Raw genomic sequence first — 23901 nt, forward strand, 5'->3', positions numbered from 1 at the left:
GTGGGCTCGGCCGAGCTGCCGACCGTCCGAGCGGGTGAGGGGTGCCGGTTACGGGGAGTGGAATCAGCGACGTCCGGCAGCCCCGGCGAGGAAAGCGCGATGACCGTCGATGAGAGTTCGCTGCGCCTGCGAGTGGTTCGGGGCCGAAAGCATGTTCGCGGGGTTCGTCGGTGACAGCCACAAGGCGTCGACCTCCACGACGGCTCCGTTTTTCAGTCGTGCAGCCGCGACGAGGCGGGGGCGGGAGCCGGGAGCCGGGATGAGGATCCTGTCGAGTTCTCGCCACGAGATTCGCCTGGCCCGCCCGACGAACCCGCACCAGATGAACTCGTCGGGAGTGATTTCGAGCCGAGCCCGCGAGCCGAGCCAGAAGTTCACTCCGGCACCGATGAGCAGGAGGAGGGGGCCGAAGAGGAAAATGAGGAACATGGTGTCGCCGAGGACGGCTAAGAGGATCACCGCAATGAGAGCCAGAGCCGCCATGATGGTGAGCATCCAGCCGATGACGAATGAGATCTTCCCCTCGCGCCTGATGACCGCGTTCATCTGATCAGACTCTGCCTTTCCTCGTGTCGACCAAGCTGGCTTCCCCGCGAACCGATCCCTCAAGAACAGCGATCGCCGTGCGCGTCAGCGTCTCAGCGTCACTATGATCCCACACCTGTCCCGCAGCGCTCCTTGAAGCGGGCACGGGGAGACGGGGCAGAAGCTCTGCTCGCCGGTGCTGTTTCGTCTCTTGTGTACGAACGCATCCAACACCGTTCGCGGCGAATCACACCGTTCGCGGCAGCATGCACCGGTGCGGCGCGCTGAATTGCCGCTAACGGTGCCGGATGCCCGGCTGAAGCTCGGAGACGGGCTCGGACTGGCGGCCGATGCGAACCGAGCAGAATGCACCCGATCGGCTCACCCCCATGATCGTCGCGGGCGCAATGAAGCCGCCTGCGGGCAATGGGCGAAGATGGCCGGATGTCCGTCTTCTCGGACCGTCATCGGTCGCATTCGCTGTGCAACACCACCTGCCGTCGGCGGGCGGTGAATGGTCAAGGGCCCCGTCGCGCACGACAGGGCCCCCACCAGCTCCCCCGGCTGGGCTCGAACCAGCGACCCTTCGATTAACAGTCGAATGCTCTGCCAACTGAGCTACGGAGGAAAACGGCGCAGTTGCCTGCGCACGAGGAGACACTTTACCAAAAGATTCCGAATCTCGTGGCCCGCCCGGATATGCTGGTTTCCAATATGCATCTCAAAAGCCTGACACTGCGGGGATTCAAGTCCTTTGCCTCGGCGACGACTCTCAGATTCGAGCCGGGCATCACCTGCGTCGTCGGTCCCAACGGTTCAGGCAAATCCAATGTCGTCGACGCCCTGTCCTGGGTGATGGGCGAGCAGGGTGCGAAGAATCTGCGCGGCGGAAAGATGGACGACGTCATCTTCGCCGGAACCTCGAAACGCCAGGCCCTGGGGCGCGCCGAGGTGACTCTGACGATCGACAACACCGACGGAGCCATCCCTGTCGACTACACCGAGGTGACGATCTCGCGGACCCTCTTCCGCACCGGCGGGTCCGAATACGCCGTCAACGGGGCCCCGGCCAGGCTCCTCGACATCCAAGAGCTGCTCAACGACTCCGGCCTGGGCAAGGAGATGCACGTCATCGTCGGTCAGGGCCGCCTCGACGCGATCCTCCACGCCGACCCGCTGGAGCGACGCAGCTTCATCGAAGAGGCCGCCGGTGTGCTCAAACACCGTCGCCGCAAAGACAAAGCGGTCCGCAAACTCACCGGACTGCAGACGAACCTCGACAGGCTCACCGATCTGCGCACCGAACTCAACCGGCAGCTCGGGCCCCTGGGCCGACAGGCCGAAGCCGCGGCGAAGGCCGCCACCGTCCAAGCCACACTGCGAGACACCACCGCCCGACTCCTCGCCGACGATGCGGTGCGGATGCAGTCCTCGCTGGCGACGACGAGCGGGGGCGAGGACCACAGCGACCGCATCGACGAACTCGACCGGCTCCGCACCAGCACCGAGGCGCGACTGGGTGAGGTCGAAACCCGCCTGTCGGGACTCGACACCGAACTCGAGGCGCAGCGGACCGCCGAATCGAAGACTCAGACGCAGATCGTCCGTGCCCAGGGCCTGAGCCAGCGGGCCGAAGACAAGCGCTCCCACCTGCTCTCGGAGGTCGCGAGCCTGGGCCGCCGCGAATCCAAGTCTCCCGATGAGCTGCGTGCCCAAGCCGCCCGCTTCAAGGACGAACTCACCGAGGCCGAGGCGGCCGTCACCGAGACGAACTCAGCGCTCGAGGCCAGCCAGAAACGCAAGGAAGAACTCACCCGGGACCTGCGCACCGCCGAAGACGAAGTCAAGGCAGCACAGATCGCCATCACCGAAGCAGTGAAGAACCGGTCGGCTCTGCAGTCGAAGCAGACCCAGGCCGAGGAGCGCATCGCGGACCTGCAGTCGCGCATCGCCGCCAACCGGTCCGAAATCAACACCGTCACCGCTCGCATCGCCGAACGCAGCGCCGAACTCGAGACCGCAGAGACCGGGGTTGAAGACGTCGAAGCAGGGGAGACCGAACTCGACTCCGCTTATGAGACGGCGCTGGAGGCCCAGGAGAAGTGTGAGGCCGAACGCGCCGAGCTGCAGGAGAAGCAGTCGCAGGTCGCCTCCGAACTGTCCTCGGCCAGAGCGCGGGCCGAAGCCCTGGCACTGGGCACCGCGCTCGAGGCCGACCTCGAAGACATCATCAACGCCGAACTGCCCGGAGTCGGCACCGCCGTGACCGAACACCTGAGTGTGACGACCGGCTTCGAGATGGCGGTGGCCGCGGCCCTGTCGACCACGGTGTCCGGCGTCATCGTCGACGACGGCCAGTCGGCGCTGGGAGTCCTCGACCACCTCGGCGAGGACACGAACGTGTCCCTGACGATCCCGACCGGCGCCGAGGCGGTCGCCGGCAAGGGCGGCAATGGAACGGGGCGAACGGAGCTCGCTCCGCTGCCCGAGCTGGCGGGGCTCTCCGGCACCGAGGCGGGGCAGCCAGCTGCCGGGGCGGGGAAGCTGCAATGGCTGAGCGAACTCGTCACCAGCGATGTCCCCGAGCTGCGGATCCTGCTCGCGGCCGCCCTGCACGCAGTCGTCTGCGTCCCCGACGCTCGTGCCGGCGTCGCTCTGACCAAGGCCCGCCCCGAACTCACCGCGGTCACCGTCGACGGGGAGGTGGTCTCGGCCACGCGCATCAGCCGGGCGCGCACGGCCTCGGGCACCCGGTTGGCCTCTCAGACCGCACTCGACGACACCCGTGCGACGATCATCGAACTCGAGGATCGGGCGGAGACGCTCAAGACTGCGCTCGCCGACCTCGAACCGCGCCTGAGCAGAGCCCGCGAGGAAGCGGCGGCGGCACTCGATGCGCTCCACTCCTCGGACGCGAAGATCATGGCCGCAGCCGAAGAGGTCTCGCGTATCACCGGCGAGATCGGTGTTGCCCGCACCCGCCTGCAGCGTGCCGAAGAGAACGAAACGGAGCTGAAGTCCCGCCTCGATGCGGCCCAGCGCGAGGTCGAGACCGCGCAGGCGGCGTTGGCCGGAACCGCCGAGGTCGTCGAAGTCGTCGACACCTCCCGCCGGGACGAACTGAGCGCGCAGGTCTCCCAGTCGTCCGAAGACCTCGTCGAGGCACGCATCAGCCACCGTTCGGCCACGGACCGGGCACGGTTCCTCAGCGACCGGGTCGACTCTCTGCTGCGGGCGGCGAAGGCCGAAGAGGCGGCGCGGGAGCAGAACCAGCGCACGATTGCGAAGAAGAAGCGCGCGGCCGCCTCGGCGAAACTCATCGCTGAAACCGCGGCCGACGCCGCGGAACTGGCACAGTCGACGGTCGTCGAACTCGGCGAGGCGATCCAGGTCCTCGTCGACGAACGCGGCGGTCTGCGCGAAGAGAAGGGCCGCCTCGGCGAGGAATTGGCTGCCACTCGAACCCAGCTGCAGAAACTCAAGGACGCCGCCGCCGAGGCGGAGCTGGCCAAGGAACGGTATCGACTGAAACTCGAGGAGATCGCCCACCGGGCGCAAGAGGAGACTGGGCTGGGCATCGATCGGCTCATCGACGAATTCGGCCCCCACCTGCCCGTGCCCTCGTTCGAGGAGGGGGTGGAGGACACGCCGTACGTGCGTGCCGAAGTCGAGAAGCGGCAGAAGCAGGCGTCTGCCTCGCTCAAGCGCATCGGCACGGTCAATCCGCTCGCGCTCGAGGAGTATGAGGCGCTGAAGGAACGGCATCAGTTCCTCGAGAAGCAGATCGCCGACATCGAAACCTCCCGCAAGGACCTCATGCAGCTCGTCGAGGAGGTCGACCGGCACGTCGAACGCGTCTTCGCGGACGCCTATGCGGACACGGCACGGGAGTTCGAGGACATCTTCTCCCGACTCTTCCCCGGCGGTGAAGGTGCGCTGAGCCTGACCGACCCCGACGATATGCTCACCACCGGTGTCGACGTCCACGCCCGGCCGGCCGGCAAGAAGGTCAAACGGCTCTCCCTGCTCTCCGGCGGTGAACGCTCGCTGGTCGCCGTGGCGATGCTCGTGGCGATCTTCAAGGCCCGACCGAGTCCCTTCTACGTCATGGACGAGGTCGAAGCCGCTCTTGACGACCTCAACCTCTCGCGTCTGCTCACGGTGTTCGAGGAGCTGCAGGACTCCTCGCAGCTCATCGTCATCACCCACCAGAAACGGACGATGGAGATCGCCGATGCGCTCTACGGGGTGACGATGCACGGCGATGGAGTGTCAAAAGTCATATCGCAGCGCATTCCGTGAACCCAGCTTGTCAATGTCGAAGGACTGCCCGCGGCCACGAGCGCGGCGGCGGGCGCGCCTGAGGGCTCGCCACGGGGGCGATGTGGAGGTTCGGGCCCGGGCCGATGAGGCGATTCGGCACGGACGCCCAGGACAGTCCCAGGGAATTCTCCAACTGCCATGCGGCCCTGTAATACGATTGTCGTCGCCCGGGACTATAGACTTGGGTCGAGACCCAGGTATTCGAAGAATGTGAGGAGCGGGACGTCCATGGCCGAGGCTGCTGATCTGCGAGGTGGCTCGAGGGCATGAATTCGGTGCTTGTCATCATCGTAGGACTGGCGATCTCGTTCGCTCTGGCTCTCGTCGTCGTCCTCCTCGTCGCTCTGCCCGGCCTGCGTGCCGAGGGCCGACTCAAGTACTCCTCCGAGGTGCAGCGATTCCGTCTGCCCGCCCAATGGACCGGCTACGACGACGAAGTCCACGAATTCTTCGGCCACGACGACGGCACCTCGCATCTGGCCACGCGGGAACAGGCGGCGGTCACCGCGATCCGCGACCATTCCTATGTGCTGCGTCCGCAGCCTCGCCGTCATGCGGCCCCCTCGCTCATCACGGTGCGTCCGCGTACCCGCCACTGGAAGATCCCGGAGTCGGGAACCGGGTGGAAGACCACCGCCGGTCTGCTCTTCGGCAGCCGCGGATCCTGAGTGCTGACAGGTTCTGAGCGCAGACGAAACCAAGATCACAGACAAACCGGTCCCCGCGGAATCGGGGCCGAGGACAATGGAAACCGCGCCGACTGATTCCGGCGTGGGACACGACAGACAGACACCACCGGATGAGTCCGGGAACTCGAGTGCCGGCGGCCTGACCGAAGGCTCTCAAAGGAGGACGGAAGAACAATGGATCAGCCGATCATCTTGCTCGTCGTCGCGGCCATCGTCTTCATTCTCGTTGTTGCGCTGGGCATCTCCCTGCGCGTCAGCGGCACGAAGCGAGGACCGCGCGAAGAACGCAGCATCGATGCCGATGTCACCGGTGAGCTCAGTACCGATGAGGTCGCCGAGGCGGTCGCGAAGGAGAAGGCCGAGGCCCGCGGTTCGGAGGTTCCCACGGAACCGGCCAGCCGGCTCGTGCGCCTGCGCGAACGCCTCGCGAAGTCGAACTCCGGGCTCGGCCGTGGCCTGCTCAACCTCCTGTCGCGGGACAACCTCGACGAATCCGCATGGGAGGAGATCGAAGACACGCTCATCCTCGCCGACGTCGGTGTGGAGCCGACGACCGAACTCGTCGACCGGCTGCGCGAACGCGTCAAGGTCCTCGGCACGCGTGACCCCGACGAGGTGCGCGGGCTGCTCCGGGAAGAGCTCATCACCCTCGTCGACCCGACCATGGACCGCTCCCTGGCCGATCAGGGAACCGGCGGAGATCCCGCGGTCTTCCTCGTCGTCGGAGTGAACGGATCGGGGAAGACCACGACCGTGGGCAAGATCGCCCGCGTGCTCGTCGCTGAGGACAGAACCGTGCTCCTCGGGGCCGCGGACACCTTCCGCGCAGCCGCCGCCGAGCAGCTGGCCACCTGGGGTGAACGCGTCGGCGTCGAAACCGTGCGCAAGGAAGAAGGGGCCGATCCCGCCTCGGTGGCCTACTCGGCCGTGGAGAAGGGGCAGGCCGACGGCACCGACGTCGTCCTCGTGGACACGGCCGGACGGCTGCAGAACAAGCGCGGCCTCATGGACGAGCTCGGCAAGGTCAAGCGTGTGGCCACCCGCCCGCTGGGCGAGGGCCACGAGATCGACGAGGTGCTCCTCGTCCTCGATGCGACCACCGGGCAGAACGGCATGCAGCAGGCGAAGGTCTTCGCCGAGGCGGTCGACGTCACCGGAATCGTGCTCACGAAACTCGACGGCACGGCGAAGGGCGGCATCGTCATAGCCGTCCAGCGTGAGCTCGGCGTGCCGGTCAAGCTCATCGGGCTGGGTGAGGGTGCAGACGATCTCGCGCCCTTCACCGCCGAAGGATTCGTCGACGCGCTGCTCGACTGATTTCGCGTACTGATCCTGCCGGGTCTCACCCTTGTATCGACGGGGTGGGGCCCGGCTTGTCACACTGCGGAAACATGACCGAAGCATCACTGTGACATGCGTCATGGAGACTGTCTCTGCGCGGTTCGATCCGGAACCGGCTTGGACAGATGAGAGACGACATGGAACTCGATGCAGTGAACGTATGGATGATGGTCGCGGCAGGGCTGGTGCTGCTCATGACACCGGGGGTGGCGTTCTTCTACGGCGGGATGACGCGAATCACCTCGGCCATCAATATGATGATGATGGTCTTCTCCGCAATGGCCGTCGGCGGGCTCGTCTGGGTGCTCTGCGGATATGGTCTGAGCTCGGGTGATTCGATCGCCGGAATCGTCGGCAATCCGCGGTCCCAGCTCGGACTCAGCGGTGCCGTGGCCGATGATCCCGCCTCGCTCATCTCGATCGGCTACGGATCGACCTTTGCGATGATCGCGATCGCGCTCATCGCCGGAGCCGTCGCCGACCGAGCGAAGTTCTCCACCTGGCTCGTCTTCTCCGCCGCCTGGGTGACTCTGGTGTACTGCCCGCTGGCGTTCATGGTCTGGGGCGACGGTCTGCTCAGCGAATCGGGTGCGATCGGCCGCCTGTTCGGACCCGCCATCGACTTCGCCGGCGGCACCGTCGTCCACATCAACGCCGGCATCTCCGCCCTCGTCCTCGTCATCGTCATGGGTCGCCGCGCCAGATTCTCGGCCCCGCACAAGCCGCACAATATTCCGATCACCGTGTTGGGAGCGGCCCTGCTGTGGTTCGGATGGTTCGGCTTCAACGGGGGCGCCGCCGCGACGATCGAACAGGGCGGTCTGATCTGGATCAACACCCTGGCCAGCCCGGCCGCCGGCATGATCACCTGGATCATGATCGAACGCCTCCGGGCTTCGCGACCGAGCAGCATCGGCAGCGTCTCCGGAGCGATCGCCGGCCTCGTCGCGATCACCCCGGCGTGCGCTGACGTCGACCCCTATGCTGCCGTGCTCATCGGCATCGCCGCAGGTGCCGGAGCGATCTTCGCCGTGGAGGCGAAGAATCGTCTGCGCTACGACGATGCGCTCGATGTGGTGGCCGTCCACCTCGTCGCGGGGGTCATCGGCACTGTGATGATCGGCTTCTTCGCCTTCCCGCACGAGGACGGGCCGGCCGGTCTCTTCTACGGAGCCGGTTTCGAACTGCTCATCGCGCAGGTGCTCGCCTGTCTCGTGGCCGTCGTCTTCGCCGGCCTCGCCACGCTTGCCATCGCACTGGTGCTGCGCGGGACGATGGGGCTGCGGATCGACCCTCGCGAGGAGCTCGAGGGGATCGATGCCTTCGAGCACGCGGAGCAGGCCTACTCCTTCCGGTGACCTGCGACCGGCGGCCGCCGCTTCCCGCCGGTCACTGCGGCCCGGTGGTCACTGCCCCGCCGCCCGTCTGCAGGTGCTCTCTCCTGCAGTCAGGCGGGCATCCATCATCGTTCACCGCAAATCACCGTGGCGCAGCGAGGGGGTTTGCTGCTTACGGTGCCTGTTGCGACTAACGGTGCCTGTTGCGAGGGAGCGGGTGGGGGAGTGCGAGGCGGGGCCGCCTCGGCGAGAGTTCACCGGGCATTGTCAGCACTCACGGTTTCAGCCGGACGCGGGTGAGTTGCTAGGCTTAAGAGTCGACCAAATCATCGTGAAGAAGGCTTGTACGTGTTTAACTCTCTGTCAGACAGGCTCACCGCGACTTTCAAGAATCTGCGCGGGAAGGGCCGGCTGTCCGAAGCCGACGTCGATGCCACCATTCGTGAGATCAGACGTGCCCTGCTCGACGCCGACGTCGCCCTGCCTGTCGTGCGTGCCTTCACCGGCCGGATCCGGGAGCGTGCGCTGTCCGAGGAAGTCTCGGGCGCACTCAATCCCGGCCAGCAGGTCGTCAAAATCGTCAACGACGAACTCGTCGGCATCCTCGGTGGTCAGACGCGCCGTCTGAACTTCGCCAAGCGTCCGCCGACGGTCATCATGCTCGCGGGCCTCCAAGGTGCCGGTAAGACCACCCTGGCCGGAAAGCTCGCGCACTGGCTGAAGTCCGAGGGCCACCGCCCGATGCTCGTCGCCGCCGACCTGCAGCGGCCCAATGCGGTCAACCAGCTCCAGATCGTCGGTGAACGTGCCGGAGCCGTCGTCTACGCTCCCGAACCGGGCAACGGTGTGGGCGATCCGATCCAGGTCGCCACCGACTCCCTCGAGGTCGCGAAGTCGAAGCTGCACGATGTCGTCATCGTCGACACGGCCGGCCGGCTCGGCATCGACGAGGAGCTCATGGCCCAGGCCGCGGACATCCGCACCGCGGTCAACCCCGACGAAGTCCTCTTCGTCATCGACGCGATGATCGGCCAGGACGCGGTGAAGACCGCCGAGGCGTTCCTCGAAGGCGTCGACTTCACCGGCGTCGTGCTCTCGAAGCTCGATGGCGACTCCCGCGGCGGTGCGGCACTGTCGGTCGCCGAGGTGACCGGCAAGCCGATCATGTTCGCCTCGACCGGTGAGTCGATGAAGGACTTCGAACAGTTCCATCCGGACCGGATGGCTGACCGGATCCTCGACATGGGCGACATCATGACGCTCATCGAGCAGGCCGAGAAGAACTTCGACGAAAAAGAGACCGAGAAGCTCAAGAAGAAGGTCGAAGCCGGCGAGGACTTCGATCTCAACGACTTCCTCACGCAGATGGCGGGCCTGAAGAAGATGGGCTCGATGAAGAAGATGCTGGGCATGATGCCCGGCATGAGCCAGTACAAGGAACAGCTGGCGAACTTCGACGAGCGTGAGGTCGACCGGGTCGAAGCGATTGTGAGATCGATGACACCCCAGGAGCGATCGAACCCGAAGATCCTCAACGGCTCCCGCCGCGCCCGCATCGCCAAGGGTGCCGGCACCACCGTCACCGCGGTCAACCAGCTCATGGAGCGTTTCGGCCAGGCGCAGAAGATGATGCGCTCGATGACCCGCGGCGGCGGGATGCCCGGAATGCCCGGTGGCGGCGGTGGCATGCCGCAGATGCCCGGAATGGGCGGAATGCCCGGTGGTCCGGGGACCCGGAAGAAGAAGGTCTCGGGGAAGAAGAAGGGCCGCAAGGGCGGTCAGTCAGGCAACCCGGCCAAGCGAGCCCAGGAAGCGAAGGCGCTGGCCGATAAGAAGGCCGGCAAGACCCAAGATCCGGTCGGTTCGGCCTTCGGCGGAGTCGATCTGGGCAAGGACGAGGAATTCGACCCCTCGAACCTGCCGAAGGGATTCGGCGGAATCGTTCCAGGTGGCAAGAAGTAGAGCCTTCTGGCACAATTGACTCTTGTACTTTTGCTCTCGGTCCGGGCCCTCTCATCCGCGCCGAAGTGATAGTCCGAGCCGCGGCTTCCAGCAGGTCAACCCCACGATCGAACTGGATCAGCTGTGCACACAGAACACAAAAGGAGACACCACTCAAGTGGCAGTCAAAATTCGTCTGACCCGCATGGGCAAAGTCCGTGCACCCTTCTACCGCGTCGTCGTCATGGATTCGCGGACGCGCCGCGACGGCAAGGCCAAAGAGCAGATCGGCATCTACCACCCGACCCGTGAGCCTTCGGTCGTCGAGATCGACTCCGAGCGCGCTCAGTACTGGCTCTCGGTGGGCGCTCAGCCCACCGAACAGGTGCGTGCCCTGCTCAAGCTCACCGGTGACTGGCAGAAGTTCACCGGCGAGGGCGAAGCGGTCAACACCGTCAAGCCGCAGCAGGAGAAGGAAGCCTACGTGGCTCCCAACGCCGAGTCGGTCGTGAAGGAAGCCATCACGCAGAAGGGCGGCAAGTCCGCTGACGCTGCTGAGGCTCCGGCCGCCGAAGCCGCACCTGAGGCCGCTGAAGAAAGCGCTGAAGCCTGAGATGTTGGCTGATTCGCTCGAGCATCTGGTCCGCGGCATCGTCGATCATCCCGACGACGTGTCCGTTCGCTCGCGTTCATCGCACCGCGGCACGACCCTCGAGGTTCGGGTTCACCCCGAAGACCTCGGTCGGGTCATCGGCCGTGCGGGCAGGACCGCCAAGGCCCTGCGCACCGTGATGAACTCTCTGGCCGGCCGTGAGTCGGTGCGAGTGGACCTCATCGAGGCGTAACACCTTCTGTGCGAGAGGGGATGCAGTGCATATGCGCTGCATCCCCTCTCGTGCATTCACCACCCCGTCGCCGACTAGACTGGTGCCTGAACACGGCCGCAGGCGCAGGATCTGCCGCGACGGATCGTCGCGCACATGCACCGACGTCAGCCGGCCGGACACTCAACGACCGCGAACTTCGAGGAGCAGAATGGACACGGTGATCGCCCGCCTGGGCAAGCCGCACGGGATCAAGGGCGAATTCACCGTCGAGGTGCGCACGGACCGTCCCGAGGAACGGCTCACCCCCGGGGCGAGCTTCGCCACCGACCCGGACATCGGCACGCTGACGCTGAAGTCGGCGAGGTGGCACCGCGACCGACTTCTCCTGGCCTTCGAGGAAGTCCCCGACCGCAACCGCGCCGAGGAGATCCGCAACACCCTCATCCTCGCAGAACAGGACGAAGAGGATGAGGACGACGACGCCTGGTACCTCGACGACCTCATCGGCCTCAACGTGTATGAGAACGACGAGCTCGTCGGAGAGATCGTCGACGTCACCAACGGCACCGCTCAGGACCTGCTGCACATGAAGCACACGCTCGGCCACGTCGTGCTCATCCCGTTCGTCACCGCGATCGTGCCCGATGTCGACATCGAGGCCGGCCGCCTCGTCGTCACCCCGCCCGCAGGCCTCTTCGACGCCGAATGAGTGAACCGTCCCCGATGAGCAGCAACGACACCCCCGCCGAAGAGGCCGCCGCCGTTGGGCAGGGGGACCGGGCCATGTCGATCGACGTCGTCTCGATCTTCCCCGAGTACCTTGCCGGACTGCAGCTCTCGCTCATCGGCAAGGCCGTCGAACGCGGGCAGCTCGGACTCAACGTCCATGACCTGCGCGACTTCACCTTCGACCGGCACAACACCGTTGACGACTCTCCCTATGGCGGGGGAGCGGGCATGGTCATGAAGGCCGAACCCTGGGCGCTGGCGCTCGAACACATCCTCGCCGGTCGCCCCGCCGGGGAGGCGAAGCCCACGCTCATCGTCCCGAGCCCCGCCGGAGAGGTGTTCGACCAGCGCATCGCCGAGGATCTCGCCTCCCGGCAGCATCTCGTGTTCGCCTGCGGTCGCTACGAAGGCATCGATCAGCGGGTCATCGACTGGGCCGGGGAGCGCTTCGAACTGAGGCCCATGAGCATCGGCGACTACGTCCTCAACGGCGGTGAAGTCGCGTCGATGGTGATGATCGAAGCGATCAGCCGACTCATCCCCGGGGTCATCGGCAACCCGGAATCCCTGACCGAGGAGAGCCACGAAGACGGTCTGCTCGAATACCCGATCTTCACGAAGCCGGCGAGCTGGCGTGGCCGGGACGTGCCGGAGATCCTGCTCAGCGGCAACCATGCGGCGATCGCGCGGTGGCGGCGTGACCGACGTCTCGAAAAGACCGCCGAGGTCAGACCCGACCTCCTCGCCCGGCTCACCGACCTGAGCAGAGAGGACCTGGCCGCGCTCGAACGGTTTGAGTCTGAGCGTGGAACCGTGACAGAATAGAGCGTCGCGTTTGTTGGCCCTCACCTGCTTCAGGGGGATGTGGGTCCACCATGATCCGCCGTCTCTGATGCGGCGGATCGACGGGGAGCAATCCCGACAGACGATCCAGTCACCGGTTCACCGGTCCGATATGCGTGTCCTCGACCTGAAGCTGGGGCCACAGGAGAAACCACAATGCAGAAGCTCGATGTTGTAGATTCAGCCTCGCTGAAGTCCGATGTGCCTGAATTCCGCGCCGGCGACACCCTCAACGTTCACGTCAAGGTGATCGAGGGCTCGCGCTCGCGTATCCAGGTGTTCAAGGGCATCGTCATCCGTCGCCAGGGCGACGGAGTCCGTGAGACCTTCACCGTTCGTAAGATCAGCTTCGGCGTCGGTGTCGAGCGTACCTTCCCGGTGCACTCGCCCAACGTCGACAAGATCGAGGTCCTCTCTCGCGGCGATGTCCGCCGTGCGAAGCTCTACTACCTGCGCGAACTGCGCGGCAAGGCTGCTCGCATCCGCGAAAAGGCCTGATTTGCCCGGCACTGTGGGAGATGATCACACCGTGCCGAACCGACATGAAGACGCGACCTTCGGGTCGCGTCTTCTGTATTCGGCCAGGTTCTGGAAGACGATCGCGGCCATCGCCGTCGTCATCGTCATCCTCGGCGGATCCGTCCGCGGATTCGTCATCCAGCGCTTCACCATTCCCAGCGCCTCGATGGAGCCGACTCTCAAGGTCGACGACTCGATCACCGTCTGGCGTCCCGACGCCCTGCGCGGCGACATCCAGCGCGGCGACATCGTCGTCTTCGACGGCCGTGGCTCCTTCGTCGACGATGCCCTGCCGACGCCTCTGCAGAAGATCGGGTCCTGGGTCGGACTCGGCCCCCGCGACGTCTACTACGTCAAACGCGTCATCGCCGTCGGCGGCGACACTCTGCAGTGCTGCGATGCCGACGGTCGGCTCCTGCTCAACGGCGAACCTCTGCGTGAAGACTATGCCCCCACCCCCGCCTCGGCGGTGGAATTCTCCGTCGAAGTGCCGGCCGACACGATGTGGGTGATGGGTGACAACCGCACCGACTCCGCGGACTCGCGGTCGCTGCTCGGCCGTCCCGGTGGGGGATTCATCCCCACCGACCGGGTCATCGGCCCGGTCATCGGCCACGGTTCCTCGATCGACTGAGCCTTCGCCGCGACCGTCGGTGCGACTCAACCGCCATGGTGGGTGAGGCGGTTCGCGACTGCGCCTCCGCCTCGGCGAGGGCAACCGTGTGCGGTTGAGGATCCGGTCAGGTTCGTGCTGGTACGCTCGGTTCAGTCCCAGCGGAAACCGTGGCCGAATGTGAAAGCGAACGAATGACCAGCGACTCTCAAGCTTCCCCGCCCCCCGCCTCGAAACGGTTCGTGCGGGGGCTGTTGGAGACCGTGGCGATCATCGTCATCGCCCTGCTCATCTCGACGGCGCTGAAGACCTGGGTCGTCCGCTCGTTCTACATTCCCTCGGAATCCATGATGACCACCCTGCAGGTCGATGACCGGGTGCTGGTCAACCAGCTCGCCCCACGGTTCGGGCCGGCCAACCGCGGCGACATCGTCGTCTTCGACGACCCCGCGCACTGGCTCTCGGCAGCCGAGACCACCCAATACACCCCCAACCCGGTCCTCGAATTCATCGGCCTGGCTCCCTCGGATGCGGGAAACCAGCTCATCAAACGCGTGATCGGGGTCGGCGGCGACACCATCGAATGCTGCGATGCGCAGGGGCGCCTCATGGTCAACGGCGAATCGATCGACGAGACCTACCTCGACGAAGGCACCGCACCGTCCGAGGTCGAGTTCAAGATCACCGTCCCCAAAGGCCACTACTGGGTGATGGGCGACAACCGCGGCAACTCCGCCGATTCCCGTTATCACATGGACAGCGAACCCTTCGTCTCCGAAGACGACATGGTCGGGACCGTGTTCCTCATCAACTGGCCGTTCAAGCACTTCAGCTGGGTGTCGAACCCGGAAGACGTCTTCGCCGACGTCCCCGATTCGCAGGGAATCACCGGGAACTGATGACCATGCGCGGACTGACCGACCTCAGTGTCGAGAACGGACTGTTGAGGGAGGGCTTCGACTTCGTCATCGGTGTCGACGAGGTCGGACGCGGCGCCCTGGCCGGCCCCGTCAGTGTCGGTGTCGCCCTGTTCGATCTGCGGAAGATCACCGGCGCCGAGGTGCCCGCGGGCATCCATGATTCCAAGCAGCTCAGCGCCCGGTCTCGGCAGGACGCCACCGACCGTGTGCGTTCGTGGGCGGCCGCTGCGGCGGTGGGTTCGACGAGCCCCGCCGAACTCGACGAGATCGGCATGACCATGGCGCTCAACCTCGCCGGACGGCGGGCGATGATCGAGATGCTCGACGTTTGGGGTGGTGCCGGTGTTGGTTCGGTCGCCTCGGCGGGGGACTGCCCGGAGCGGACGATGGTTCTCCTCGACGGCCGCCACGATTGGCTCTCGGCCCCACTTACCCTCGACTGCCTGGGGATATTCGGGCACTGTGCCGAATTCGAACTGCCGCCGGTTCGCACCGTGATCAAGGGCGACGGCTCCGTGCCGGCGATCGCGGCGGCGAGCATCGTCGCGAAAGTGACTCGCGACGAGACGATGATCGCACTCGCCGAGGATCTGCCGCACTATGGTTGGGAGTCGAACGTGGGATACGGCACGGCGAAGCACCGGCAGGGCATCGTCGACTTCGGTCCCAGCATCCACCACCGTCAGAGCTTCCGCTTGCACGCGGTATCAGAAGGGAGGGGTCATCATGAGCGCCGATGATCTGGACGACTACGAGGCTCAACTCGAGCTCCAGCTGTACAAGGAATACCGAGATGTCGTCGGTCTCTTCGCCTATGTCGTCGAGACCGAACGACGCTTCTACCTCGCCAATCACGTCGACCTCAAAGCCCACAACGATGCCGGGGACGTGTACTTCGAACTCACCCTGCGCGATGCGTGGGTGTGGGACAGCTACCGTTCCTCCCGGTTCATCAAGACCGTGCACGTGCTGACCTTCAAAGACGTGAACATCGAGGAGATCGCGAAATCCGATCTCGAACCGCCGACGTCGATCCGGGGCTGAGTTCGGGAAGCGAGTCCGGGCGGGCACTCGCGCACCAGCATCTGTGGATCATGCTCTGACTCCGGCGTGATTCGGCTGTGGACGGCCGTGCGGCTTCCACAGGCTCATTTCTCCCTCTTCTCGCCGCTCTCGTTGCCGTGGTCAGCTGGCCGACATGGCACAGACACGGGCAACTCGGCGAAAACGCACTGCGCAGGGCATGCGCAAGCAGGCTCTGGGCGACAGAGGAGAGGACCTCGCGGCAGCGTACCTCGAGCACGCCGGGCTCGTCATCGTCGAACGCAACTTCCGCTGTCCGCGCGGTGAACTCGACATCATCGCCCGAGACGGTGACACCGCCGTCTTCGTCGAGGTCAAGACCCGTCGCACCGCTGCCCTCGGATCACCGCTCGAGGCCGTCACGCGAGCCAAACTCACCCGCATCCGCATGCTCGCCGGAATCTGGCTGCGGGGGCAGAGCGAATACTTCCCCGCAGTCCGCATCGACGCGCTCGGCATCATCATCGAGCCGAGCATCCAGTATTTCCACTGCCCGAACATCCAGGTCGACTCATGACCGAGGCACCGGAAATGCGGGAACCCGGCACCGCTGAGCCGAAGGGCCACATCATCGGCCGCGCCTGCGCCGTGGCTCTGTGGGGACTGAGCGGAAAGATCGTGTCGATCGAAGCCAGCATCAGCGCCGGTCTGCCCGGAATCGACATCGTCGGACTGCCGGACACCTCGGTGAGCGAGTCACGCAAACGACTGCGTGCGGCCCTCGCCTTCCTCGGTGCCCCTGTGGCGACACAGCACCTGACGATCAACCTCACCCCGGGCACGGTGCCGAAGATCGGCACCGGCTTCGACCTCGGCATCGCCGTCGCCGTGCTCAAGGCCCTGGACCTCATCTCGAGCGAGGACACCGGGTCGATCATCCACTGCGGCGAGATCGGACTCGACGGCAGGATCCGACCCGTGACGGGAATTCTGCCCGCCCTGCACACCGGGATGCAGGCAGGCTTCGACCGGTTCGTCGTCCCCATCGGCAATGCCTCGGAAGCCTCTTTGCTCGGACGAGCCCGCACCCTCCCCGTCGCCTCCCTGGCCGAACTCGTCAACGCCTACGGCGGATCCATGGCCGTACCTCCTCTGCCCGCGGTGATCGACATGGACCGTCCCGTCCCCGTCACACCGGAACTCCACGACCTCGCCGAGGTGCAGGGCCAAGCCGAAGGGCGATTCGGACTCGAAGTCGCCGCCGCCGGAGGACACAACCTGCTCATGCGCGGCACACCCGGAGCCGGCAAGACACTGCTCGCCCAGTGCCTGCCCGGGATTCTGCCGGCTCTCAACGATGACGAAGCCGTCGAAGTCGCCACCGTACGGTCCCTGCGGGGAGAACTCGACGGCAGCGAGGGACTCGACCACCGACCCCCGTTCGAAGCACCCCACCACCGCAGCACCGCCTCGGCGCTCATCGGGGGACGTCGCCCCGGAACGGTCGGGATCCTCAGCCGCGCACACCGCGGGGTGCTGTTCATCGACGAAGCTCCGGAATTCTCCCGCGATGTGCTCGAAGCGCTGCGGCAGCCGATGGAATCCCGCCGCGTCCACATCCACCGGGCCTGGGGTTCCATGGTGCTGCCGGCGGCCTTCCAACTCATCATGGCCGCGAACCCGTGCCCCTGCGGAGTCGGAATGGCCGGGGCCGGAGCGGACTGCCGGTGCACCCCCTTGGACAAACGCCGCTATCGCAATCGCCTGTCCGGGCCGCTGCTCGACCGAGTCGACCTGCAGCTCGAGCTCTTCCCCGTCTCTCCTGCAGACATCCGTCTCGGCGGGGGACAGGAGACCAGCGCCGTCGTGGCCGCACGTGTGCTCGAAGCCCGGAGGCGACAGACCGAACGCTTCGCCGACTGTTCCTGGCACCTCAATGCCGAAGCGCCCGGCACCTGGCTGCGCGACCACTTCGGTCTCAGCCCTGCGGCATTGACCGACCTCGACCGGGCACTCGACACGGGACGGATCACGATGCGCGGCTACGACCGGGTGCTGCGGGTCGCGACCACCCTGGCCGACCTCGACGGAAAACCGGGACCCGACCACGACGCGATGCGGATGGCGCTCGCCCTGAGGACGCAGGAGTCATGACCGTGAACACGAACGAGGAGGTCCGCGCGGCCATCGCCTCCCTGCTGCGCATCGGCGAACCCGGCGACGGTCTGCTCAAACGCCTCGTCGACGACATCGGACCGGTCGCCGCGCACACGATCGTCACCGTCGTCGGCCGAGGTGAGGCCACCGCGGATGAGGCGATGGCGGGGCTGAACTCCACCGGCGCCGAGGCGGCCACGCACGGGCAGATGCGCGAAGCCATCGAGAGGTGGGCAGTCCGCGCAGGCGACGAGGACGTTGCTGTCGCCGGGCGCGATCTCGACAAGATCGCACGACTCGGCGGTCGGCTCGTCATCCCCGGCGACGAAGAATGGCCGAGCATGCTCGACGACCTCGGTCCGGCCGCACCGTTGGGGCTGTGGGTGAGAGGCACTGTGAGCCTCACGCGCGCCCTCTCCCGCGCGGTCGCCGTCGTCGGAGCCCGGGCCGCGAGCAACTACGGCACCAAATGCGCCTCCGACCTCGCCTGGGATCTCGCCGCTCACGGGATCACCGTCGTCTCCGGTGGAGCGTTCGGCATCGACGCCGCCGCGCACCGGGCCGCCATCGCCCGCGAGGCACCGACGATCGCGTTCATGGCCGGGGGAGTCGACCGCTTCTATCCGGCCGCAAACGCCGATCTGTTCGAGCAGATCCTGGCCACCGGCGCGATCGTGTCCGAGACCGCTCCGGGGATGACCCCGATGCGCCACCGGTTCCTTCTGCGCAACCGACTCATCGCCGCCTCCGCACAGGTGAGCGTCATCGTCGAGGCCGGATGGCGAAGCGGAGCGCTCAACACGGCCCGTCATGCCCTCGAACTCTCCCGGCAGGTCGCTGCGTTCCCCGGATCGGTCTATTCGGCGTCATCGACCGGGGCCCACCGGCTCGTGCGTGAGCATGAGGCAGAACTCGTCACCTGCAGCGACGACGTCATCGCACTCATGGACGATCACGCTCCGGCGCTCTTCGACACCGACAGCGGTGCCTCTCAACGACCCGATCCGCTTGAGGACCTCGGGGAGAGGGAGAAGATCTGCCTCAATGCGCTGACCGTGTCGAAACCGCTCGACGTCGGCACGATCGCCTCCCGGGCGGGACTGACCATCACAGGTGCGCTCAGCTCCCTGACCGTGCTCGACCTCGCCGGATTGGCCGAACGCCGCGACACCGGGTGGGTGAAGCTGCGCGTGCGGCGCTGATTCCTCGTGGGTGATTCCCCATAACCGTGCCGCGAGGCTTCACCGGCGTCTTCTCCATCGGTGAGTTCATCGTCGACGACCTCGATCCGATGGTGTCCGACCTGCCGCAGAGGCCAATCCTCACTCGCACGTGATCGCACACGTATCCTGGGGACTGTGAGCACACTGTCGACGGTCGCCGAAGTGGTGGCAGGCTATGCCGACCACCTGCGATCCCGTGACGTCTCCGAGCACACCGCTCGCGCTTATGTCTCCGATGTCACCGATTTCCTCGACCACGCCGTGCACTCGTCGAAGCTGCGCCTCGGCAGGGCAGAGGAGCACTCCGGTTCGCCGAAGGATGGGGGAAAGCGGATCGATCTGGTTGCCGTCGAACTCGATGATCTGCGATCATGGCTGATCGCCCTCGACGATGCCGGTGCCGCGAAGTCAACGGTGGCACGTAAGATCGCCGCCGTCCGCTCCTTCTTCGCCTTCGGCGTGAACAGTCTGGGACTGCCGAACAACCCCGCGGCACGGCTGCGGACTCCGAAGAAGGACTCGCGGCTGCCCACGGTACTCAAACCGCAGCAGGCCGCTGCCCTCGTCTCCGCCGCCGATCGGGACGATGCTCCGCCCGAAGCCTCCGCCGCCGATGGTTCTGCCTCGCCAGGATCGGGTTCTCAGCGATCCGCACGTGAGCGCAGCGACGATCCGTTCGAAGCCGCCAAACGACTGCGTGATGCCGCGATCCTCGAAATGCTCTATGCGACCGCAGTGCGTGTCTCCGAGCTCACCGGTCTCGACCGCCGCGACGTCGACCACCGGAAAGCGATGATCACAGTGCTCGGCAAAGGCGACAAGGAACGCCGAGTGCCCTTTGGCGCTCCGGCACAGACGGCGCTGAATGACTGGCTCGCCGCCCGCGATCTGTTCGCCGGGCCCAACAGCGGGGACGCTCTGTTCCTCGGGGTCCGCGGCGGACGCATCGGAGCCCGGCAGGTGCGCGAACTCGTCCACCGCTACGGTGCCGAGGACCCGAGCGCACCGGACATCGGGCCTCACGGGCTGCGGCACTCGGCGGCCACCCATATGCTCGACCGCGGGGCCGACCTCAGACAGATTCAGGAGCTGCTCGGCCACTCGACCATGAGCAGCACCCAGATCTACACCCACGTGTCGATGCAGCGTCTGCAGGAGACGTACCGCCGCGCCCATCCGCGGGCCTGAGCGCCAGCGCTATTTGCGGAACTCCCAGTGCCAGGGCTCGGGCAGCGAACCCGACTGCCTCGCCCACCCGGGATGGATCCATCCGAATTTCGGGGCATTGGCCCGCATCCACTGGTGCTGAGCGGTGCCGAAGGAATTGATGCCGCTGCCGAGATCGACCGCGAGAGCCCACCCGTGGTTCGACGTGCCCGGTGTGGCGGCCATCCGACCTTTCCGTTGTTTGAGGATCACCTGCGTAGCGTAGTCGCGATAGGCATCCGTGACAGAGATCGGTGATCCGAACCGAGCCGCGAACGCCAGCGACATCCGGTCGAAGGCGGCCTGCGCATCGCAGCGCAGCATCTGACCGGGCGCCGTCTTCAGCGGACACATCGCCGAGGCGGGAATCCGGCCGTTGCTGTGTCCGCCCCAGGCCCCGGCCCCCGACGTCGCCGAACCGCCACCGCCGGCCTTGGCCTCCTCATCCGGTTTCCGCGACAGCGGCAGCAGCAGGGACTGCTCCTGCCCGAAGAACCTGCTCGGATCGATATAGCGCTTCTTCGCCTCGTCCGGCCACGCCCCGATGTGCAGACACGACCGGTCGCAGTGGTCACCGGAGCCGATCGTGCCGATGCGCTCGCCGGCCGAGAACTCTTCGCCCTTCTTCAGCATTGTCGCCGCCGGTTGGAAGGACAGCACATGCCCGGAGGCGGTGAGCACGCTGACGGTGGCCGTGCCTGCGACCGTGCCGGCGAAGCGGATGGTGCCCTTCGTCGGCGCCCGCAGCGGTTCTCCCTCGACCGCGAGCACATCGATTCCCCGGTGTCCCTTGAGCCAGGGCTTGTCGGGCGGGTCGAAAGCGTTGATGATCTCCATCGCGGGCACCGGGCTGACCCAGTTCTGTGCATCGGTCGCCGCTGCAGCACTCGGGGGAGATGTGGTGAAGATGAGTGCCGAGGCGAGGAGCGACGCCAGCAGCAGAGACCGGATCTGCCCGGAACTGGCGAACGACCACTCGGGGCGGTATGACCGTCGACGATGGTGGGGCCCGCCGGATGCACCGCGATAGTGGGACCGGCGGGTCCATCCTCGGCGGTGAAGCGTGTGATGCGGATCAGGGGAGACGAGGTTCATGCGCCCATAGAAGCCCCCGCCCCTCCACCGTGTCACCCTCCCAGAAGCCGCCTGTGGACACGTGTAGGCCGTCCCCAGGGCTCGGGAGGTGGAGTCGGGGCAGGGTCCACAGAAACAGGTGGTCGAGTGCCCGCGTGCGCACCCGCGTGCAGCCCTCTCCGGTCTGCGGACTTCAGGCACGAACCGCGCGCCACTGCCTGCAAGGCCGCGCACCGGAACCGTCCCAGGGGCGGATCCCATCCACACCCTGCGGCGCACGAGTCGGCGGGTTCGGGAGGCAGCCGAGCGCCGCCTCGGCGAGGGCGGACCTCGATTGGAAATGACTTGCCCAACCGGGATAGAATCGCGTCAGCAGAAGCATGTCTTCTGACTACGCGTATCCGAATTCTTCTCCTTCCCATGGTGCAAGCTGCCATCAGGTGTGCTTGTGGGGCGGACGAACCGGGTACCAGGAATCAACCGAAAATGTCATCGACGCTCCCCGTCGGTCGGATCGAAGCGAGCCCTCGCGGGTTTCGCATCGCGGAAGGACCGACGCGCGCGTGACGTAAAAGCACCCTCGGGTGCAACAGAAAGGAGGGCGTCGGCATGGCCGTCGTCACCATCCGCCAGCTGCTCGACAGCGGCGTACACTTTGGACACCAGACCCGTCGTTGGAACCCGAAGATGAAGCGCTTCATCTTCACCGAGCGCAACGGCATCTACATCATCGACCTGCAGAAGTCGCTGGGCTACATCGACTCAGCCTTCGAGTTCGTCAAGGAGACCGTGGCCCACGGCGGCACGATCCTCTTCGTCGGCACCAAGAAGCAGGCCCAGGAATCCATCGCCGAACAGGCCAAGCGCGTGGGTCAGCCCTTCGTCAACCAGCGTTGGCTCGGCGGCATGCTCACGAACTTCCAGACCATCTCGATGCGTCTGCGCCGCCTCAAGGAACTCGAAGAGATCGACTTCGACGATGTTGCAGGCTCCTCGCACACCAAGAAGGAACTGCTCATCCTTCGTCGCGAGAAGGACAAGCTCGAGAAGACCCTCGGCGGCATCCGCGACATGCAGCGCACCCCGTCGGCCGTCTGGATCGTCGACACCAAGAAGGAACACCTCGCCGTCGATGAGGCCAAGAAGCTGGGCATCCCGGTCATCGGCATCCTCGACACCAACTGCGACCCGGACGACGTCAACTACCCGATCCCGGGCAACGACGACGCCATCCGCTCGGTCTCGCTGCTGACCCGCGTGGTCGCCGACGCTGTCGCCGAGGGCCTCATCGCCCGTCACTCCTCGGACGAGCAGTCCGGTGAGAAGAACGTCTCCGCTGTCGAGCCCATGCCCGAATGGGAGCGCGAGCTGCTCGAAGGCAAGACCGAGGAGAAGCCCGCCGAGGCTGCTGCCGAGTCCGCTGAAGCCGCTCCTGCCGCTGAGGCCGAGACCGCTGCCGCAGCTCCTGCCGCCGAGGCTGAGACCGCTGCCGCAGCTCCCGCCGCCGAGACTGCTGAAGCTGAGACCGCTGAAGCCGCTCCGACCGCTGAAGCTGCCGACTCCACCGAGTCGACCGAGTCCTGATTTCCTTTAACTCCACCACCCTGAGGAGAAAGAATGGCAAACTACACTGCCGCTGACATCAAGGCACTGCGCGAGAAGACCGGCGCCGGCATGATGGACGTCAAGAAGGCTCTTGACGAGTCCGACGGCGACCAGGCCAAGGCTATGGAAGCTCTGCGCGTGAAGGGGCTCAAGGGAGCCACCAAGCGCGAAGGCCGCTCCACCTCCGACGGCCTCGTCGCCACGCACGTGGACGGCGGCGTCGGCACCATGATCGAACTCAACTCGGAGACCGACTTCGTCGCGAAGTCCGAGCCGTTCGTCAAGCTCGCCGACCAGGTCCTCGAGCTGGCCGTGGCCAACAAGTCGGAATCGGCCGAGTCGCTGCTCGCCGCCGAGACCGACGGCAAGCCCATCTCCCAGTTCATCACCGAGTCCGGTGCCACCCTGGGCGAGAAGGTCGACCTGCGTCGCGTGGGTCGCGTCGAAGGCGCCAAGGTCGCTTCCTACCTGCACCGCACCAACAAGGACCTGCCCCCGCAGGTCGGTGTGCTGCTGGCCTTCGAAGGTGACGACGAGACCGTGGCACACGATGTCGCCGTGCACATCGCTGCCATGAGCCCGAAGTACTTCTCCCGCGAAGACGTTCCCGCCGACATCGTCGAGAACGAACGCCGCATCGCCGAAGACACCGCGAAGAACGAAGGCAAGCCCGAGAAGGCTATGCCGAAGATCGTCGAAGGTCGCGTCAACGGCTTCTTCAAGGAGAACTGCCTGCTCGACCAGGGATTCGCCAAGGATCCCAAGCAGTCCGTGGCCGCGGTGCTCGAGGCTGCCGGAGTCAAGGCCACCGGCTTCCTGCGCTACCGCGTCGGAGCCTGAAACACCACTGACCGCTGAGCAGCCCCTGCGTCTGCTCGGCAGGTTCGCTGCGTGAGTGAGAACTCACCTGCGCAACGGGGTCGGACCGATCGGTCCGACCCCGTTTTTCGCTAGACTGGCCCAGACGACTCAACCGAATGACGATCCACCCGGGCATCGATCTGCC

General features: G+C 66.0%; 22 protein-coding genes and 1 tRNA gene. 20 read left to right on the top strand and 3 right to left on the bottom strand.

The window, feature by feature from the left end:
* Nucleotides 1–63: 63 nt before the first annotated feature.
* Together ACSE4D_RS14810 and ACSE4D_RS14815 are read right to left on the bottom strand one after the other, a co-directional pair.
* Nucleotides 64–546, bottom strand: coding sequence for a hypothetical protein (locus tag ACSE4D_RS14810; protein ID WP_135539465.1), 483 nt, complete (start codon nucleotides 544–546; stop codon nucleotides 64–66).
* 534 nt (nucleotides 547–1080) lie between these two features.
* Nucleotides 1081–1153 (bottom strand) — tRNA-Asn (locus tag ACSE4D_RS14815).
* An 86-nt stretch (nucleotides 1154–1239) separates the two neighbouring features.
* Here ACSE4D_RS14815 and smc point away from each other — a divergent pair.
* From smc to ACSE4D_RS14905, 18 genes are all read left to right on the top strand, one after another.
* Complete coding sequence (gene smc, locus ACSE4D_RS14820; RefSeq protein ID WP_425118811.1) at nucleotides 1240–4827, top strand: chromosome segregation protein SMC; 3588 nt, start codon at nucleotides 1240–1242, stop codon at nucleotides 4825–4827.
* 287 nt (nucleotides 4828–5114) lie between these two features.
* On the top strand, nucleotides 5115–5516 hold the full coding sequence (locus ACSE4D_RS14825) for a hypothetical protein (protein ID WP_135539461.1): 402 nt from the start codon (nucleotides 5115–5117) through the stop codon (nucleotides 5514–5516).
* 195 nt (nucleotides 5517–5711) lie between these two features.
* A complete protein-coding gene (gene ftsY, locus ACSE4D_RS14830) occupies nucleotides 5712–6854 on the top strand; it encodes a signal recognition particle-docking protein FtsY (RefSeq protein WP_425118810.1) in 1143 nt (380 codons plus the stop codon).
* Nucleotides 6855–7015: 161 nt separating this feature from the next.
* Complete coding sequence (locus ACSE4D_RS14835) at nucleotides 7016–8236, top strand: ammonium transporter (protein ID WP_425118809.1); 1221 nt, start codon at nucleotides 7016–7018, stop codon at nucleotides 8234–8236.
* 327 nt (nucleotides 8237–8563) lie between these two features.
* Nucleotides 8564–10177, top strand: coding sequence for a signal recognition particle protein (gene ffh / locus ACSE4D_RS14840; protein ID WP_425118808.1), 1614 nt, complete (start codon nucleotides 8564–8566; stop codon nucleotides 10175–10177).
* A gap of 157 nt (nucleotides 10178–10334) precedes the next feature.
* Nucleotides 10335–10769: a 30S ribosomal protein S16 gene (gene rpsP, locus ACSE4D_RS14845; RefSeq protein WP_135539453.1), complete on the top strand. Its 435-nt coding sequence runs from the start codon at nucleotides 10335–10337 to the stop codon at nucleotides 10767–10769.
* 1 nt (nucleotide 10770) lies between these two features.
* Nucleotides 10771–11001, top strand: coding sequence for an RNA-binding protein (locus ACSE4D_RS14850; protein ID WP_135539452.1), 231 nt, complete (start codon nucleotides 10771–10773; stop codon nucleotides 10999–11001).
* Between the two features lie 190 nt (nucleotides 11002–11191).
* Nucleotides 11192–11692 carry a ribosome maturation factor RimM gene (rimM, locus tag ACSE4D_RS14855; protein WP_425118807.1) on the top strand — a complete coding sequence of 167 codons (501 nt, stop codon included), beginning with the start codon at nucleotides 11192–11194 and terminating at the stop codon, nucleotides 11690–11692.
* Nucleotides 11693–11766: 74 nt separating this feature from the next.
* Nucleotides 11767–12537 (top strand): tRNA (guanosine(37)-N1)-methyltransferase TrmD, encoded by a 771-nt coding sequence (gene trmD / locus ACSE4D_RS14860; RefSeq protein WP_425118892.1) that lies wholly within the window; start codon nucleotides 11767–11769, stop codon nucleotides 12535–12537.
* 174 nt (nucleotides 12538–12711) lie between these two features.
* Nucleotides 12712–13053, top strand: coding sequence for a 50S ribosomal protein L19 (gene rplS / locus ACSE4D_RS14865; protein WP_135539448.1), 342 nt, complete (start codon nucleotides 12712–12714; stop codon nucleotides 13051–13053).
* A 31-nt stretch (nucleotides 13054–13084) separates the two neighbouring features.
* Nucleotides 13085–13708 carry a signal peptidase I gene (gene lepB / locus ACSE4D_RS14870; protein WP_425118806.1) on the top strand — a complete coding sequence of 208 codons (624 nt, stop codon included), beginning with the start codon at nucleotides 13085–13087 and terminating at the stop codon, nucleotides 13706–13708.
* 173 nt (nucleotides 13709–13881) lie between these two features.
* Nucleotides 13882–14586 (top strand): signal peptidase I, encoded by a 705-nt coding sequence (gene lepB, locus ACSE4D_RS14875; protein WP_436326155.1) that lies wholly within the window; start codon nucleotides 13882–13884, stop codon nucleotides 14584–14586.
* The gene (locus ACSE4D_RS14880; RefSeq protein ID WP_436326156.1) at nucleotides 14586–15347 is read left to right on the top strand and encodes a ribonuclease HII; all 762 of its coding nucleotides are present in this window, start codon (nucleotides 14586–14588) and stop codon (nucleotides 15345–15347) included. The genes lepB (ACSE4D_RS14875) and ACSE4D_RS14880 overlap by 1 nt, the downstream gene beginning before the upstream one ends.
* On the top strand, nucleotides 15334–15651 hold the full coding sequence (locus ACSE4D_RS14885) for a DUF2469 domain-containing protein (RefSeq protein WP_135539440.1): 318 nt from the start codon (nucleotides 15334–15336) through the stop codon (nucleotides 15649–15651). The genes ACSE4D_RS14880 and ACSE4D_RS14885 overlap by 14 nt, the downstream gene beginning before the upstream one ends.
* Before the next feature lie 154 nt (nucleotides 15652–15805).
* Nucleotides 15806–16207: a YraN family protein gene (locus ACSE4D_RS14890; RefSeq protein ID WP_436326157.1), complete on the top strand. Its 402-nt coding sequence runs from the start codon at nucleotides 15806–15808 to the stop codon at nucleotides 16205–16207.
* Nucleotides 16204–17784, top strand: a complete 1581-nt coding sequence (locus tag ACSE4D_RS14895; RefSeq protein ID WP_240689750.1) for a YifB family Mg chelatase-like AAA ATPase — start codon at nucleotides 16204–16206, stop codon at nucleotides 17782–17784. Before ACSE4D_RS14890 ends, ACSE4D_RS14895 begins: the two co-directional genes overlap by 4 nt.
* A complete protein-coding gene (gene dprA / locus ACSE4D_RS14900; RefSeq protein ID WP_135539438.1) occupies nucleotides 17781–18989 on the top strand; it encodes a DNA-processing protein DprA in 1209 nt (402 codons plus the stop codon). The genes ACSE4D_RS14895 and dprA overlap by 4 nt, the downstream gene beginning before the upstream one ends.
* 156 nt (nucleotides 18990–19145) lie before the next feature.
* Entirely contained in the window at nucleotides 19146–20198 is a 1053-nt protein-coding gene (locus ACSE4D_RS14905; RefSeq protein WP_436326158.1) for a tyrosine recombinase XerC, read from the top strand.
* 9 nt (nucleotides 20199–20207) lie between these two features.
* Here the strand turns inward: ACSE4D_RS14905 and ACSE4D_RS14910 are convergent, their stop codons facing one another.
* Entirely contained in the window at nucleotides 20208–21311 is a 1104-nt protein-coding gene (locus tag ACSE4D_RS14910) for a D-alanyl-D-alanine carboxypeptidase family protein (RefSeq protein WP_436326159.1), read from the bottom strand.
* A gap of 588 nt (nucleotides 21312–21899) precedes the next feature.
* Between ACSE4D_RS14910 and rpsB the strand changes: the two genes are divergently transcribed.
* Both rpsB and tsf read left to right on the top strand, forming a co-directional pair.
* Nucleotides 21900–22874 carry a 30S ribosomal protein S2 gene (gene rpsB / locus ACSE4D_RS14915; RefSeq protein ID WP_135539432.1) on the top strand — a complete coding sequence of 325 codons (975 nt, stop codon included), beginning with the start codon at nucleotides 21900–21902 and terminating at the stop codon, nucleotides 22872–22874.
* Nucleotides 22875–22907: 33 nt separating this feature from the next.
* On the top strand, nucleotides 22908–23735 hold the full coding sequence (gene tsf, locus ACSE4D_RS14920) for a translation elongation factor Ts (RefSeq protein ID WP_436326160.1): 828 nt from the start codon (nucleotides 22908–22910) through the stop codon (nucleotides 23733–23735).
* The last annotated feature ends 166 nt before the right edge of the window (nucleotides 23736–23901 follow it).

Source organism: Brevibacterium sp. FAM 27836, assembly GCF_051351055.1.
Lineage (GTDB): Bacteria > Actinomycetota > Actinomycetes > Actinomycetales > Brevibacteriaceae > Brevibacterium.

Coding starts and splice junctions, on each gene's coding strand:
- lepB (WP_436326155.1), top strand. CDS start 13,882: ATGACCAGCGACTCTCAAGCTTCCCCGCCCCCCGCCTCGAAACGGTTC.
- ACSE4D_RS14880 (WP_436326156.1), top strand. CDS start 14,586: ATGACCATGCGCGGACTGACCGACCTCAGTGTCGAGAACGGACTGTTG.
- ftsY (WP_425118810.1), top strand. CDS start 5,712: ATGGATCAGCCGATCATCTTGCTCGTCGTCGCGGCCATCGTCTTCATT.
- dprA (WP_135539438.1), top strand. CDS start 17,781: ATGACCGTGAACACGAACGAGGAGGTCCGCGCGGCCATCGCCTCCCTG.
- ACSE4D_RS14895 (WP_240689750.1), top strand. CDS start 16,204: ATGACCGAGGCACCGGAAATGCGGGAACCCGGCACCGCTGAGCCGAAG.
- ACSE4D_RS14890 (WP_436326157.1), top strand. CDS start 15,806: ATGGCACAGACACGGGCAACTCGGCGAAAACGCACTGCGCAGGGCATG.
- smc (WP_425118811.1), top strand. CDS start 1,240: ATGCATCTCAAAAGCCTGACACTGCGGGGATTCAAGTCCTTTGCCTCG.
- ACSE4D_RS14835 (WP_425118809.1), top strand. CDS start 7,016: ATGGAACTCGATGCAGTGAACGTATGGATGATGGTCGCGGCAGGGCTG.
- trmD (WP_425118892.1), top strand. CDS start 11,767: ATGTCGATCGACGTCGTCTCGATCTTCCCCGAGTACCTTGCCGGACTG.
- rplS (WP_135539448.1), top strand. CDS start 12,712: ATGCAGAAGCTCGATGTTGTAGATTCAGCCTCGCTGAAGTCCGATGTG.
- ACSE4D_RS14850 (WP_135539452.1), top strand. CDS start 10,771: ATGTTGGCTGATTCGCTCGAGCATCTGGTCCGCGGCATCGTCGATCAT.
- ACSE4D_RS14885 (WP_135539440.1), top strand. CDS start 15,334: ATGAGCGCCGATGATCTGGACGACTACGAGGCTCAACTCGAGCTCCAG.
- rimM (WP_425118807.1), top strand. CDS start 11,192: ATGGACACGGTGATCGCCCGCCTGGGCAAGCCGCACGGGATCAAGGGC.
- ACSE4D_RS14910 (WP_436326159.1), bottom strand. CDS start 21,311: ATGAACCTCGTCTCCCCTGATCCGCATCACACGCTTCACCGCCGAGGA.
- ACSE4D_RS14825 (WP_135539461.1), top strand. CDS start 5,115: ATGAATTCGGTGCTTGTCATCATCGTAGGACTGGCGATCTCGTTCGCT.
- rpsB (WP_135539432.1), top strand. CDS start 21,900: ATGGCCGTCGTCACCATCCGCCAGCTGCTCGACAGCGGCGTACACTTT.
- ACSE4D_RS14810 (WP_135539465.1), bottom strand. CDS start 546: ATGAACGCGGTCATCAGGCGCGAGGGGAAGATCTCATTCGTCATCGGC.
- tsf (WP_436326160.1), top strand. CDS start 22,908: ATGGCAAACTACACTGCCGCTGACATCAAGGCACTGCGCGAGAAGACC.